The sequence below is a fragment of the Bradyrhizobium sp. JR4.3 genome, from assembly GCF_040547695.1.
In the GTDB taxonomy this organism is placed as follows: Bacteria; Pseudomonadota; Alphaproteobacteria; order Rhizobiales; family Xanthobacteraceae; genus Bradyrhizobium; species Bradyrhizobium canariense.
In genome coordinates, this window is sequence record NZ_JBEPQF010000009.1 from 77,385 (window position 1) to 90,886 (window position 13,502).

General features: G+C 64.1%; 14 protein-coding genes. 8 read left to right on the forward strand and 6 right to left on the reverse strand.

All coding sequences use genetic code 11. From position 1 onward, the window contains the following. Positions 1-6: 6 nt before the first annotated feature. A complete protein-coding gene (locus tag ABIB91_RS16755) occupies positions 7-630 on the reverse strand; it encodes a TetR/AcrR family transcriptional regulator (RefSeq protein WP_354164020.1) in 624 nt (207 codons plus the stop codon). Between the two features lie 135 nt (positions 631-765). On the opposite strand from ABIB91_RS16755, the gene ABIB91_RS16760 reads away from it, so the two are divergent. Continuing rightward, positions 766-1,740, forward strand: a complete 975-nt coding sequence (locus ABIB91_RS16760) for an alpha/beta fold hydrolase (protein WP_354164022.1) — start codon at positions 766-768, stop codon at positions 1,738-1,740. A 128-nt stretch (positions 1,741-1,868) separates the two neighbouring features. On the opposite strand, the gene ABIB91_RS16765 is transcribed toward ABIB91_RS16760, so the two are convergent. After that, complete coding sequence (locus tag ABIB91_RS16765; protein WP_007611067.1) at positions 1,869-2,108, reverse strand: hypothetical protein; 240 nt, start codon at positions 2,106-2,108, stop codon at positions 1,869-1,871. A gap of 327 nt (positions 2,109-2,435) precedes the next feature. On the opposite strand from ABIB91_RS16765, the gene ABIB91_RS16770 reads away from it, so the two are divergent. The 3 genes from ABIB91_RS16770 (at position 2,436) to ABIB91_RS16780 (ending at position 5,860) form a co-directional block, all read left to right on the forward strand. Further along, complete coding sequence (locus ABIB91_RS16770) at positions 2,436-3,344, forward strand: dihydrodipicolinate synthase family protein (RefSeq protein ID WP_354164024.1); 909 nt, start codon at positions 2,436-2,438, stop codon at positions 3,342-3,344. A gap of 144 nt (positions 3,345-3,488) precedes the next feature. Then, a complete protein-coding gene (locus ABIB91_RS16775) occupies positions 3,489-4,460 on the forward strand; it encodes an SDR family NAD(P)-dependent oxidoreductase (protein ID WP_354164027.1) in 972 nt (323 codons plus the stop codon). A gap of 287 nt (positions 4,461-4,747) precedes the next feature. Further along, entirely contained in the window at positions 4,748-5,860 is a 1,113-nt protein-coding gene (locus ABIB91_RS16780) for an alpha/beta hydrolase family protein (protein ID WP_354164029.1), read from the forward strand. 10 nt (positions 5,861-5,870) lie between these two features. Here the strand turns inward: ABIB91_RS16780 and ABIB91_RS16785 are convergent, their stop codons facing one another. After that, positions 5,871-6,377, reverse strand: coding sequence for a MarR family winged helix-turn-helix transcriptional regulator (locus ABIB91_RS16785; RefSeq protein WP_027518311.1), 507 nt, complete (start codon positions 6,375-6,377; stop codon positions 5,871-5,873). 400 nt (positions 6,378-6,777) lie between these two features. Here ABIB91_RS16785 and ABIB91_RS16790 point away from each other — a divergent pair, with 400 nt between their 5' ends. Beyond that, entirely contained in the window at positions 6,778-8,334 is a 1,557-nt protein-coding gene (locus ABIB91_RS16790; RefSeq protein ID WP_354164031.1) for a porin, read from the forward strand. Positions 8,335-8,627: 293 nt separating this feature from the next. Here ABIB91_RS16790 and ABIB91_RS16795 read toward each other — a convergent pair whose 3' ends face one another. The 3 genes from ABIB91_RS16795 to ABIB91_RS16805 all read right to left on the reverse strand — a co-directional run bounded on the left by ABIB91_RS16795 (position 8,628) and on the right by ABIB91_RS16805 (position 10,519). Then, positions 8,628-9,107 carry a GcrA family cell cycle regulator gene (locus ABIB91_RS16795; protein ID WP_354164033.1) on the reverse strand — a complete coding sequence of 160 codons (480 nt, stop codon included), beginning with the start codon at positions 9,105-9,107 and terminating at the stop codon, positions 8,628-8,630. 72 nt (positions 9,108-9,179) lie between these two features. After that, positions 9,180-9,377: a hypothetical protein gene (locus ABIB91_RS16800; RefSeq protein ID WP_007603456.1), complete on the reverse strand. Its 198-nt coding sequence runs from the start codon at positions 9,375-9,377 to the stop codon at positions 9,180-9,182. Between the two features lie 200 nt (positions 9,378-9,577). Beyond that, the gene (locus ABIB91_RS16805) at positions 9,578-10,519 is read right to left on the reverse strand and encodes an acetamidase/formamidase family protein (RefSeq protein ID WP_354164036.1); all 942 of its coding nucleotides are present in this window, start codon (positions 10,517-10,519) and stop codon (positions 9,578-9,580) included. A gap of 164 nt (positions 10,520-10,683) precedes the next feature. Between ABIB91_RS16805 and ABIB91_RS16810 the strand changes: the two genes are divergently transcribed. Genes ABIB91_RS16810 through ABIB91_RS16820 form a run of 3 tightly spaced genes read left to right on the forward strand, consistent with a single transcriptional unit; the run spans position 10,684 to position 13,483 of the window. Next, complete coding sequence (locus ABIB91_RS16810) at positions 10,684-11,451, forward strand: YdcF family protein (protein WP_354164038.1); 768 nt, start codon at positions 10,684-10,686, stop codon at positions 11,449-11,451. Between the two features lie 56 nt (positions 11,452-11,507). Further along, a complete protein-coding gene (locus ABIB91_RS16815) occupies positions 11,508-12,290 on the forward strand; it encodes a DUF169 domain-containing protein (RefSeq protein ID WP_219682248.1) in 783 nt (260 codons plus the stop codon). 14 nt (positions 12,291-12,304) lie between these two features. Beyond that, positions 12,305-13,483, forward strand: a complete 1,179-nt coding sequence (locus ABIB91_RS16820) for a saccharopine dehydrogenase family protein (RefSeq protein ID WP_354164040.1) — start codon at positions 12,305-12,307, stop codon at positions 13,481-13,483. Positions 13,484-13,502 lie beyond the last annotated feature (19 nt).

Sequence of the window (13,502 nt, forward strand, 5' to 3'; positions counted from 1 at the left end):
CCAAGCCTACCTCAAATACCCCACCACCATCCGCGTCGTCTCGTCCACCAGCGTCCGCACCATCTTCTCTGAGAGTAGCTCCGCCTGATTCAGCACGGCGTTGTGTGCGACGGCCTCGATCGTGCTGACGCAAATGAACGTGGCTAGCCCCGGATCGATCTTGCGCATCTCCTTGCGGCGGCTTTCGAGATAGGCGCGGACGAGGGTGTGGACTTCGCGGTTGAAGACTTCGACGTCGGCGAGCTGCCCGGTGCGGGGAATCTGCTCGGCGAGCACGCGGTGCAGTTTTGGGTCGATACGGTGAGCTTCGAGTGCGACCGTGACGAGGCGACGCACGGCCTTTTCGATCGGCATCTCGGCGACCTCAGTCAGCGCGGCGCGCACGACCTGCATGATCTCCTCGTTGTGACGGTCGATCACGGCGGCGACGAGCGCCTCCTTGCCCGGATAATACTGGTAGAGCGAGCCGACGCTGACGCCGGCGACTTCGGCGATGCGGTTGGTGCTGGCCTTCTCAAAGCCTTCCTTGGCCAGAATGCGAGCGGTTGCCTCGACCAGGGCGTCGACGGTGACGCGGGATCGCTCCTGCGAGGCGTTCTTCCGCGGCTTTGTGGGTGGTTTACGGGCCACGGCCTTGTGATCTGAATGCGAGTAGGAAAAGCGAGTGAATGCTCGCAATATAGCGGCAAATGGCGGCGGGCCGGCAAGCCTCTTTGTCGCCCTGTCGAAAGTGCCAGATGGGGATGTGGCCATGAGCGTTGCAAGATGAGCGTTGCAAGACTTGTGTCGGCCTTGCAGTTCTGTCCGGGCGGTTGCGTCTTCAGTGCGCCGTCCCGGCGCGAACCCGCACCAAGCCTGCAAAGCCGCGCCTTCAACATGCTGCTGAGGCAGCTTCCGTACAAGGAGCAGCTCGCGTCCGCCGAGGCGGTGCAGGCGCACGTGCAGAAGCTCGCGCTGGAGCCGGCCTCGTTTGAGCCGACGGGGCTCGGGCGCGGCGTCGAGGCGACGTTGACCAAGATGGGAGGGTGGCCGGTCTATTACACGGCGCCGTCATCGGGCCATGAGGGCTGCAACTACGTCATGTTCCTGCATGGCGGCGGCTACATCAACGAGATCGTGCCGGCGCATTGGCGCTTCGTTGGCCAGATGACTCGCAAGGCGGGCATCGTCTGCGTGGTGCCGATCTATCCGCTTGCGCCGCGCGCGACCGCGAAGGACGTCGTGCCGGCGACAGCCGAGCTGTTGCGGATGCTGCTGGAGGATGCGGGTCCCGCAAAGGTCACGGTGGTCGGCAATTCGGCCGGGGCGGGCCTTGCGCTCGCCGCCTGCCAGTGGCTGCGTGATCGCGGGCATCGGCAGCCGAACCGGCTCGTGCTGATCTCTCCCGCGGCGGATGCGTCGGTCAGCCGTCCGGAGCAGGTCGAGATCGCCGCGCGCGATCCGATCCAGGACATTCCCGGGATTCTCGAAGCAGGGCGGCTCTATGCCGGCGAGCTCGATATCGACCATCCCTTCGTCAGCCCGCTCAACGGCGGCTTTCGCGCGTTCGCGCCGATGCTCATCTTCTCCGGGACGCGCGATCTGCTCTATCCCGACAGTGTCGGTCTCGCGGAGAGGGCAAGGGCGGTCAACGTGCCGGCGGAGCTGCATCTCTTGCGCGACCAGCCGCACAATTATGCGCTGATGCCGACACCGGAGGGGCGCAAAGCGCGTGCGATGATTCTTCGTGCAGTGGCTTGAGGGGAAGCGTGACGGTTGTCACAGGACGCGGCGGCACCACGATGGGGGCTGGCGCTAACGGTGCCCATGCGGAGCGACAAGGCAGGGCCCCCGGGGCGTTTCCTCGATAGACGTAGTTTTGCGGGGCCTTAGGCGTGGCCCTTGATCTCGTAGTGACCCGGAACGCATTTGTAGCGATCGAGCCGCCAGTTGGCGTGGTAGATCGGATGCTCGCCCATCCATTTCGCCAAGGGGGCCTGTGCGCCGATCGCACACTGCATCATCGACATCTCGGGCGTCATGTTGCTGTCGGTCACGATTTCCTCGATGCAACTGCCTGAGCTGGCTGCACTCAGCCGGCAGAGCACGGCAACGACGGTCACGAACATTCCAGTCACCTCATCGGTAGTTTCTGACCACGAAGAGGATGCAAGCGGAGTGCCAGAGCCTGTGACGCAAACAACACGCTGGCTTGGCCGACTCGACCCAGCGTCCGGACTCCCTTTAGCGATTCGGATTGTAAAAAATTGCCCCTAAACCGAAGCCGGGCAAATACGGGGAACCGGCAGGGGTGAGACGCAGGGATGATCGATTGTGGGGGCAGCGCCGCGCCGGTGGCGCTTCACAGGCCGCGCGCAGCCGGTAGGCTTGCAGGCGTGGCCACCCGCCAAAAGAGCGGAGCCGCCACAAGGGATATGGAAACGCGAGGGCAGACCATGAAGGCACGACCGACCGGCGTGATTCCGCCGATGACGACGCCGTTCCGGAAGGATGGCGAGATCGACTACACCCTTGTGGCGCTCCAGGTCGACTGGATGATCGGCGCCGGCGCGCATGGCGTCGCGGCCGGCGGCTCGACCGGCGAGGGGCACACGCTCGATCACGAGGAATATCGCGACCTGATGGAGGCGACCGTTGCGGCGGTGAAAGGACGCATTCCTGTGATCGCCGGCATCATCGTCGATTCCACGCGCGATGCGATTCGCCGCGGCAAGCTCGTGCGCGACATGAATGTCGCGGCGCTCCAGGTCACGCCGGTGCACTATCTGTTCAAGCCGGACGACGAGGCGATGGTGGCGCATTTCCGCGCCATGGCTGATGAGACCGGCATGCCCATCATCATCTACAATGTGGTGCCGTGGTCTTATCTCTCGCCGGCGCTGCTGACGCGGATCATGACCGAGGTGCCGCTGGTGGTCGGCGTCAAGCAGAGCGCGGGAGACCTGAAACTGTTCGCGGACCTCATGATGATGGCCCCCGACAAGCTGATCTACAGCGCGGTCGATGCCCTGATGTATCCGTCCTACACATTGGGGGCACATGGCTCGATCGCCGCGATCCTGACCGCGGCGCCGCATGCCTCCGTCGCGCTGTGGGATGCGGTGAAGGCGGGTGACCATCCGCGCGCGCTCGACCTGCACAAGAAGTTGCTGACGCTGTGGAACGCCGTCATTGCCGACAATCTGCCGGCCTGCACGCGCTATGCGCAGACGCTGCAGGGCCTGCCCAGGACCTATCCGCGCGCGCCGATGCCGGAGGCCTCGCCCGCGCAGCAGGCGGCGATCCGCAAGGCGCTGGACGGGCTCGGCGCGTTGAACGGGCGGCGCGTCGAGGCGGCCGAATAGTCCGCGCCCCGAAATACTGATGAGCATGGCAGCGCCGATCCGCTTTTACCTGCGGATGCGGCGCTGCTACATTTTGCGCGCGCTTCGATGCGTGCGGCGCTAGCCGTGAAGAAACATACCGACAAGGGAGGGGCCGAAAGTCCCATGAAGGATTTTGCAGGAAAGATCGCCGTCATCACCGGCGGCGGCACGGGAATGGGGCGCGAGCTCGCGCGGCAGCTCGTCGCCGAGGGCTGCAATGTTGCGATGTGCGACGTCTCGGAAGCCGCGATGGCCGAGACCAAGCGGCTGTGCGAGGTCGAGAAGCTGCCGCAGGGCCTGCGCGTCACGACCCATGTCGCCGACGTCTCGATCGAGGATCATCTCAAGCGATTCCGCGACGAACTCGCCGAGCAGCAGAAGACCGACCGGATCCACCTTCTGTTCAACAACGCCGGCATCGGCGGCGGCGGCAGCCTGTTCACCAACACGCGCGAGCAGTGGGAGCGCACCTTCAACATCTGCTGGGGCGGGGTCTATCTCGGCGTCCGCACCTTCCTGCCGATGCTGGTCGCGGCGGACGAGGCCCACATCGTCAACACCGCGAGCGTCAACGGCTTCTGGGCCTCGATCGGCATGACCCAGTCCCACACCGCCTACAGCTCGGCGAAGTTCGCCGTGAAGGGATTTACCGAAGCGCTGATCAATGACCTCCGCCTGCACGCGCCGCACGTCAAATGCTCGGTGGTGATGCCCGGCCATATCGGCACCTCGATCGTCTCCAACTCGCGCAAGGTGCAGAGCGCCGACGGCTCGGCGCGGCTCAATGCCGACGAGGTTGCGCTGACCCGCAAGCGCATGGTCGCGGCCGGCGTGCCGGATGCCGACAAGATGTCGGACGAGGACATCCAGGCGGCGTTCGCTGAGCGCGCCCGCAGCTTCCTCGAGGATGCGCCGACGACGGCGGCGCAGGCCGCCAGGATCATCCTCGACGGGGTCAAGGCGGAGCAATGGCGCATTCTCGTGGGCGAGGACGCAAAGCGCCTCGACCAGCGCGTGCGCGCCACGCCGGAGCAGGCCTACGACCGCGCGTTCTACGAAAGTTTTACGCAGGAGGTCGGCTGGCGGCTCGGCTGAGGCGGCCGCCGAGCGGGCGCGGATATAGGTATGATGAGCATCATGGCAAGAGGCGCGCAGGCAATTTCGCGTGCCACCTCTTGCCAGTTCTCTTGCCAGTTCGCCGCCATTCTTCCTGCCAGTGTTCAGTCACTCATGACGAATTGGAATGTCACGCATGCGAGACGTCCCTGCGTTCAAGCGATGGTGATCTCGAACGGCTCTCATTCGGCGCACGGCAGCTTGGTCAGGGAACCAAAATAGTTTAGTCAGTCATCTGTAAGGCGATGACCAGAGCGTAGCTCCCGATGATACCCGCATGCCTCTCCGACGACTGGATCCTTTGCCCGGAGCGAGAGGACATCTCCGCTGAGTTCACGCGGCTCCTCACCGCGGCCCAGGAGGGCGGCGCCACGATCGCGGAATGCCTGATGATCGCGCGGCGGCTGAAGCGGGGCGAAGACCAGTCCTGGCATCGTGAGTGGAAGAATCTGGCGCAAGCCAATCGACTTCGTGCCGAGGCCGCGTTCGCGGAAGGTCACAGGGCGACTGCGCAGCGCAACTGGCTCCGCGCCATGAATTACTACAGTGCGGCCGCAATGCCGCTCGATCAGGCGGACGAGCGCCGCTGGGTCGCGGTCCTCGCGATGCAGGATTGCGCCCGCCGCTTCCTCGCCGCGCGCGACCCGGCCGGAGAGGTCCTGACGATCCCCTGGCTCGACGGCCATTCGTTGCAGGGCTATTTCCTGCCCGCGCCGTCGGGACGCCTGCGAGCCCCGACCGTGATCTGCATCGGCGAGCCCGGCCACCGCAAGGAGGAATTTCTGTTCAAGCTCGCGCCGCATGCGCGCGAGCGCGGCTTCTCGCTGCTGGCGCTGGACCTGTTCGGCGACCAGCGCGACGATTATCTCGACGCGCTGTTGCGGCGCCGGGATCTCGAGAGTGCGATTCCGTGCGTCATGGACTATCTGGAGACGCGCAGCGAGGTCGATTTCGAGCGCGTCGCGATCGTCGCCGATGGCTGGGGTTCTTCCTTCGTGGCGCGCGCGGTGCTGCAGGAGCCGCGGCTTGCCGCCGCCGTCTGCGACGGCGGCCTGTGGGACCTGCACGAGCGGGCCTTCTTTGCCAGCCGATTCGCGATGAGCGACGTCAGCATCGTTCCGGTGCCGCATGCTCCCCTGATGGCCTCCAGCGCCGATTGTCCGGTGCTGATCACGCTCGGTGAGGACGGGTGGCTCAAGGCGGATCGAGCGCGTCAGATCGTCCAGACGTCCCGGCTCGGCAGTTCGGATGTCATGTTGAAGGTGTTCACCGCGGCCGAAACCGGCGCGGCGCAGGCCCATGCGGACAATCCGAGCCTCGCCAACGAATACATCTTCGACTGGCTGGAATCGCGGCTCGGCGCCGCGGGGCGCATTTAAGGACGTCGCCTCAGAAGTCGAGGGTCAGGCGGACGCAGGCCTTTTCGAGACGGGTCTTCAGCATCGCGAGCTTGGTGGTGAATTCCGTCAGCTCTTTCTCGTCGAACTCCTGGAAGACGAATTCCCTGATCGTCTTGTACTGCTCGTTGAGGCTCGCCAGGTGCTTCTGCGTCTTCTCGGTCAGGGACAGCCGCACCACCCTCGCGTCGGTCGGCGAGGGGCGACGGCGCAACAGGGCCTTCTTCTCGAGCAACTTGGACTGGGTGGTGACGAACGACGGGTCGACGTGGAGCAGTTTTGAGACGACGTTGACCGGAATGCCGTCGTCCTTGTCGAGGTCGGAGATCGCCATCAGGATCAGCCATTGCGGGCCGCTGATGCCGAGCGTTCTCGCCCAGAACTGACGCAGCTCCTCCAGATACATGTTGATCGACGATATCTCCCAGGTGAAGCGCCTGATGATATCCAGATTGCCGATGGAGCGGAGGCGCGCCCCTTCTTTCCTCGTCGCTGACACAGCGTCACTCCCGTGATCTGATTTGTAGGCGGCCGGTATCGTGCAAGCCATAGTCCACGCAAGCCTGCTCTGACGCAAGTGCAGAGCAGGGTAATTTCGTCACTAAAACTACAAAGATGATCAGCTCACGGAATCGCTTCGCCTTGGTGTTGCATGCGGGGCACAGGTTTAGCGAAACCACAAAGCTTATCAAATAAGGTATTTTGATTAGTGAACGGCGCAGGCATATTGCGTCGTGACGGTGGGGGGTACTCGATCGTCCCGTTGCAGCTGGTTCGCCCACGTCCCTCGCGTCGAAAGCGGGTGTGTGCGCAAAGCGGCCGAGCGGATTTGAAAGACGGGGATCTGGGGGACCTCATGGTCCGGTCTTCGTAACATGAGCAACTTGGAGGTTTTTAATATGAAAGTGGTGAAGAGCCTTTTGCTCGGCACTGCGGCGGGTCTGATCGCCGTCAGTGGAGCTCAGGCGGCTGATCTTCCGGTCAAGGCCAAGGCGGTCGAGTACGTGAAGGTCTGCTCGCTCTACGGCGCGGGTTTCTACTACATCCCGGGCAGCGACACCTGCATCAAGCTGGGCGGCTATCTGCGTGCCGAAGTGGCGCTCAATGCCGGCGGCAATTACAGCGCCCAGTACAACAACGTCTTCGCGGCGAACAACCGCCTGACGAACTATTACTCGATGCGCGCCCGTGAAGATCTCAACATCGACACCCGCACCGCGACCGAGTACGGCGTTGTCCGCACCTATTTCGATGCGGTCTTCACCTGGACGACCGGCAACTATGTCGGCGCCGGTTCGGGAACGGGTGCCACTCAGTACAGCGGCACGCTCGGCCTCAACGCCGCAGGCACGGGCCTGATCGGCTCGACCAGCGGCGCCGTCAACGGCACCGACGGCACCACCTCGGGCGGTGCGCTCGGCGTCTACTACGCCTTCATCCAGTTCGCCGGCTTCACCATGGGTAAGGCCGTGTCGCAGTTCGACGCGCCCTGGATCAACTATCCCGGCAACAACTTCGACCAGCTCGTCGGCGGCAGCGGCAGCACCAACGGTGTTGCCCAGTTCACCTACACCGCCGATCTCGGCCAGGGCGTGACGGCGATCGTCTCGGCGCAGGACCAGACGCAGGTGTTCCAGACCGCGCTCTGGAACACGGCCGGCATGTCCACCACCGGCGTCCTCGGCGGTGCCTACGGCTCCAACGATCTCGGCGGCACCCGCTCCCCCGATCTCGTCGGCACGCTTCGGGTCGACCAGGCCTGGGGCCTGTTCCAGGCCTCGGTCGCGGCGCACGACAACCATGTCGGCTATTACGGCGCGAGCGAAGCCACCGGTCATCCTGAAGACAAGTGGGGCTGGGCCGTCCAGCTGGCTCTGTCGATCAAGAACATCCCGACCGGTGCCGGCGACGTGATCAACATCTCGGGCGTCTACACCGACGGCGCGAGCCGCTACAACTTCCAGGAGCTGGCAGCGACCAGCTACTCGATGTTCGGCGGTTCGGGCGGCGCGTATCAGAGCATCGGCTTCGCCGGCGTGTCTGACGCGGTGTTCGCACCCGGCAGCGGCCTCGAGCTGACCAAGACCTACGGCTTCCGTGGTGCCTACACCCACAATTGGAGCCCGTACTGGAACTCGGCGCTCTATGGTGCGTGGGCTGCCGTCAACTACAGCGGCACGGCCAAGGGCATGATCTGCGGCAGCGCCGCGTTCGCGACCCTGACCGGCACCTGCAACCCGGACTTCAACATCGGCCAGATCGGTGTCATCACCCGCTGGACCCCGGTCAAGAACCTGACCTTCTCGGCTGACTTCACCTACAGCCACCTTGACCAGAAGTACTCGGGCGTGATCACGACGCCGGCGCTCACCAGCGTTGCCAAGCCTGCAGCGACCTATGAGCTGAAGGACCAGGACACCTACAGCCTGTTGGTTCGCGCCCAGCGCAACTGGTAAGCCTTGATCTTCGGATATGACGCAGCCCCGGCGGGACACCGCCGGGGCTTTTTTTATGAGATGAGCATTTTTACGAAGATGGCTTTCGGAAATACGGCAGTCTGTGCGGGCGGCGAAGACGAGCCATGCGATTCGATCGGCCCAAATTTATTTACTTACCTGAGTTACTAAGCTATATAACTCGAAGCCGATGACGAAAGTTGCGGCTCTGACTTGATGCTAAACCTCCAGAAACCTCCGGCAATGCCCTGCCGGAGGTTTTTCGTTTGAGGACACGGCTCTAGGATATGGTTCTAAGCGCGCATGACGCGCGCGCGGGAATTCGGCCGGTAGGCGAGGCGGCTGTGGCCGACGCAATAGGACTGGCCGTCGGGCGCGGAGTTGCCGCAGAAGCAGAAATCGTCGGCGCCGGGCGTCGAGATCGGCCAACGGCAGCGGTTCTCGCCAAGTTCGAGTAGCGAGCAGCGATTGGCGTCGTCGATCGGAGCGGCGACCATCGGCGCACTGGTCTCGCCATAGATCGTGGCGAGCATCTCGTATTGCAGCCGCGGCACGGTCCGCGGCGTGCGCGAAGGCGCCAAGCCCCTGTCCTGAACCTTGCGGTCGTCGATGGTCCGGCCGCGCGTCAGATTGAGGCGAGACAGCTTGCCGATCACGGCATTGCGGCTGACGCCGATGTCGGCGGCGATCTCGCGGCAGGAGAGGCCGGCCTCGAAATGCTGCTTCAAAAGTTCAAGTCGTTCGTCGGTCCAGGTTGGTGAGAGAACAGGCATTGGTGCGGTCCCAGGTTGCAGATGTCGGCCATCCGCCTCTCGAGATCCGTCCGCCTCACGTTCGGCGCGCGCTCACGTCCTGCCATTGTCGCGGATCGACAAAAGCCCGTCCTTGATGGCGAGACGGATGCCTTCCTCGATCAAGGTACGTGCGACGCCGGGAACGCTGGTGCCGTGGGTGCCCTGTCTCACCAGCTTCTCCAGATAGGTGATGGTCGAGAGCGCCAAGGTTACGGGAATGCGGTCAGTCTCGGCTTTTTCGGTGGCCATGGACGAACGCTAGCCTCATACGCGGGTACATAAAAGTTACGATTAAGACTCTATTTAGGTTTAGAGGCAGAAGTCAAATGCGGGCTGTGGCGCCTGTTCAGCTCGTTGGAATCGCGAGGGAAATTAGGCGTGACAAGGCATGCCGCGCGAACAGGCCGGCGGCGGCGTGGCCTCGAGAGGTCAGGAGAGGGCGGGTCGGCTCAGCCGTGCACGATCGCCTTTTCGATCATGCAATGGATGCCTTTGGAGCCGTTGACGGTTTGGGTCACCCGCAGATCGGCCGCCAGGCTGCACAGCGTATAGGCGTCCTCGCGCGACAAATTGCGCCTTTCGCCGAGCAGCACGATCATGTCGCGCAGTGCCCGCACCACGCACTGGTCGAGGTCGGGGTCCATGGCCATGGTCATGTAGTGCGTCGCCGTCTCGCCACGGGGATAGTCGAGCCTGAGGTCCTTGCGCAGCGTCAGACGGAAGCGGCCCTGGAGCGCGGTCTCGATCGCGGTGACGCAGACCTCGCCGTCGCCCTGCACGCCGTGGCCATCGCCGCAGGAGAACAGCGCGCCCGGGACGAACACCGGCAGATACAGCGTCGCCCCGGCGCCAAGCTCCTTGTTGTCGAGATTGCCGCCCATGGCGCGCGGGACCAGCGAGGAGATGCGGCCCCAGGCCGGAGGCGGCGAAACGCCCATCACGCCGAAGAACGGCTTGAGCGGCAGGTCGAGCCCCCACGGCATGCGGGCGACCATCCGCGACCGGTCGAGCGGGATGTTCAGGATGCGCGTCTCGTGGAAATCGTCGGGCAGGGTGCCGGACAGCGGCTTGATCATGTTCCAGCCCCAATCCTGCCGGAGCTGGACGTCGAGGATCTCGACCGCGAGCACATCGCCGGGCTCGGCGCCCTCGACCGCGATCGGGCCGGTGAGGATGTGGCCCGGCAGCATGCGCTCGTTCTTGGCATGAACCTCGTGCATCTCGGGCGGAATGTGAAATTTGCTGCGGTCGGGCAGCATGTCCGGACCGCCGCTGATCGTGTCGACCGTGACCTCGTCACCGCTCGCGATAGTGAGGACGGGCTTGAGCGCAGCCTCGAAGAAGCCCCAATGACAGGTCTCGGGGCTGGAATGCAGGTGGTGATGGGTCATGTGGTGTCCGTCCGTTTCACAGGCCCGGGCTTGACCAGGCAATCGATCCTCTTCCAAGAAGCTTTCTGAAGATCGACGGGCGGGTCAAGCCCGCGCGCAACAGGCACGATCATTCCAGCGAGGCTCCCCTGCTTTTTGTCCTGTCCAAGACCCTCGGCGCCGCGGTGCTGCCGATCAACTTGATGATCGAGCTCGGGATCGTCTCGGTCGTCCTGATGGCGACGCGCTTTGCCGCATTCGGCCGCAAGCTCGCCGCGGCCACGCTGATCATGTTGGCGCTCGCCGCGTTTTCGCCGCTCGGTAACCTTTTGCTCTATCCGCTGGAGTCGCGTTTTCCGCCGTGGGATCCGTCGCGCGGTGCGCCCGACGGCATCATCGTGCTCGGCGGCTCGGTCGACACCGATCTGTCGGCGGCACACCGCACGCCGGTCGTCGCGCACGCGGCCGATCGCCTGTTTGCGCCGGCCGAGCTCGCGCGCCGCTATCCGAACACGCGCGTTGTTTTCACCGGGGGCACCGCGAACCTGGTTTCGACGGACTCCCGGGAGGCCGACTACTCCGCGCCGATCCTGGAGAATCTGGGCATCGCGAAGCAGCGCCTGATCCTCGAGCGGGACTCTCGCAACACCTACGAGAATGCGATCTTCACCAAGCAATTGGTATCACCGAAACCGGGCGAACGCTGGCTCCTGGTCACCTCGGCCTTTCACATGCCGCGTTCGATGGGGATCTTTCGCAAGGCGGGATTTGACGTCGAAGCCTATCCCGTGGACTGGCGAATGGGCGGCCGTGACGATCTCTTCTCTTTCACCAATGTCGGCACGGACGGGCTCGGCCGAACCGAGGTCGCCGTGCGCGAATGGATCGGGCTCGTCGCCTACCGCCTGATGGGCCGGACTGGCGAGTTGCTCCCGGGACCGGCGAAGGACTAGAACCGTTCAACAAGCAATATCAGCGCCGGCGCGCGACTGCCGGCCGGGAGGACGCCATGCAACAGCAGAGTGCAGACAGCATCGATCTTGCCGGCCTCGTCGCCGATCTCAACAGCCTTTTGCGGCTGAAGACCACGGTGATCGGCATGAAGCTGTTCGCGCGGACCGCGGACATGGAGGCAATCCCGAAAATCCGGCGGCCGAACGCGGTCCACACCACCGACCAGATCGTCAGCATGGCGGCGCGTCTGGGCTGGACCGTCGGCATCACCGCCGACGATCTCGTCGGCGCGCAATGCCGCGCCGTGATCGGTCTTGCACCGCAGGATGAGAAATGGCTCGCCGGCGAAAACTATGTCGGGGTCTGGCACGGCACGGCCGAGGACGCACGCAAGCGCCAGGAGGCGTTGGATGTGGTTCCGTTCGGGCAATATCAGGCGCTCGCGGTCAGTCCGCTGGCGAGCGGCCGGCTCGATCCGCCCGACATCTGTCTCGTCTATGCGACGCCGGGGCAGATGATCATCCTGATCAACGGGCTGCAATATACCGGCTACAAGAAGTTCGAGTGGGGCGTGGTTGGCGAGACCGCCTGCGCCGATTCCTGGGGCAGGGCGCTCAAGAGCGGTGAGCCCAGCCTGTCCTTGCCATGCTATGCCGAACGGCGCTATGGCGGCGTGCCGGACGAGGAGATGCTGATGGCCCTGAAGCCGGAACATCTCGCCAAGGCGGTTGTGGGCATGAAGGCGTTGGCCAAGAACGGACTGCGTTATCCGATCCCGCCCTATGGTATCCAAAGCGACGTCCGTGCCGGCATGGGCGTGAGCTACGCGAAGAAGTAAAGTAAAGGCCGACCATGAGCTCTGCGAAATTCGACATCGTCGTCTATGGCGCGACCGGTTTTACCGGCCAGCTCGTCGCCGAATACCTGACCCAGCATTACAAGAGCGACCATTCGCTCAAATGGGCGATGGCGGGCCGCAGCCTCGGCAAGCTGAAATCGGTGCGCGATGCGATCGGCGCACCCGGGAATACAGAGCTTATTGTCGCGGATGCGTCGGATGCGGCCTCGCTGAAGGCGATGGCGGAACGGACGATGTCGGTGATCACCACCGTCGGGCCGTATCAGCTCTACGGTGAGGAACTGCTCGCGGCCTGCGTGGCCACGGGCACGGATTATTTCGATCTCTGCGGCGAGCCGATCTGGATGCGCCAGATGATCGACAAGTACGAGGCGGCTGCAAAAGAGAGCGGCGCGCGGATCGTGTTTTCCTGCGGCTACGATTCCGTGCCGTTCGAGCTCGGCACGTTCTTCGTCCAGGAAGAAGCCAAACGTGTGTTCGGCGCGCCGGCCTCGCGGGTGAAAGGGCGTGTGCGCGACATGCGCGGCACGCTCTCGGGCGGCACCGCCGCGAGCGCGAAGGCGACCTTCGATGCGGTGGCCAAGGATCTCAGCCTTGTCGCCATCCTCAACGACCATTTTGCGCTGACGCCCGGCTTCACCGGTCCGAAGCAGCCGAAAGGCAACAGGGCCGCCTTCGAGGAGGACCTGCAATCCTGGGCGGCGCCGTTCATGATGGCGCTGATCAACACGCGCAACGTTCACCGCTCCAACATGCTGATGGGATTTCCCTACGGCCAGGACTTCGTCTACGACGAGATGGTCCTGACCGGTCCCGGCGAGAAGGGCGAGGCCAACGCCAAGCTCGTGATGGCTGCCAATGCGGGCAAGACCGGCCCCGACGCACCGAAGCCGGGCGAGGGGCCGTCGAAGGAAGAGCGCGAAAACGGTCTGTTCGATCTGCTCTATATCGCGATCGCACCCGATGGCCGCATGGTTCGCGCCGGCGTCACCGGCGACCGCGATCCCGGCTACGGCTCGACCTCGAAGATGATCTCCGAATGCGCGATCTGCATGCTGCGTGACACGACCGACGTCGCAGCCGGCTTCTGGACGCCGGGCGCGGCGATGCAGCACAAGCTGATCAAGCGGCTGCAGGAGAATGCTGGGCTGACCTTCGCTGTGGAAGCTTAAAGCCCACGATCCCCAGGAA

Excerpts from the sequence above, each read along its gene's own strand:
- ABIB91_RS16775 (WP_354164027.1), top strand. The coding sequence starts at position 3,489 with ATGAAGGATTTTGCAGGAAAGATCGCCGTCATCACCGGCGGCGGCACG.
- ABIB91_RS16780 (WP_354164029.1), top strand. The coding sequence starts at position 4,748 with ATGATACCCGCATGCCTCTCCGACGACTGGATCCTTTGCCCGGAGCGA.
- ABIB91_RS16765 (WP_007611067.1), bottom strand. The coding sequence starts at position 2,108 with ATGTTCGTGACCGTCGTTGCCGTGCTCTGCCGGCTGAGTGCAGCCAGC.
- ABIB91_RS16770 (WP_354164024.1), top strand. The coding sequence starts at position 2,436 with ATGAAGGCACGACCGACCGGCGTGATTCCGCCGATGACGACGCCGTTC.
- ABIB91_RS16815 (WP_219682248.1), top strand. The coding sequence starts at position 11,508 with ATGCAACAGCAGAGTGCAGACAGCATCGATCTTGCCGGCCTCGTCGCC.
- ABIB91_RS16760 (WP_354164022.1), top strand. The coding sequence starts at position 766 with ATGAGCGTTGCAAGACTTGTGTCGGCCTTGCAGTTCTGTCCGGGCGGT.
- ABIB91_RS16805 (WP_354164036.1), bottom strand. The coding sequence starts at position 10,519 with ATGACCCATCACCACCTGCATTCCAGCCCCGAGACCTGTCATTGGGGC.
- ABIB91_RS16795 (WP_354164033.1), bottom strand. The coding sequence starts at position 9,107 with ATGCCTGTTCTCTCACCAACCTGGACCGACGAACGACTTGAACTTTTG.
- ABIB91_RS16800 (WP_007603456.1), bottom strand. The coding sequence starts at position 9,377 with ATGGCCACCGAAAAAGCCGAGACTGACCGCATTCCCGTAACCTTGGCG.
- ABIB91_RS16790 (WP_354164031.1), top strand. The coding sequence starts at position 6,778 with ATGAAAGTGGTGAAGAGCCTTTTGCTCGGCACTGCGGCGGGTCTGATC.
- ABIB91_RS16820 (WP_354164040.1), top strand. The coding sequence starts at position 12,305 with ATGAGCTCTGCGAAATTCGACATCGTCGTCTATGGCGCGACCGGTTTT.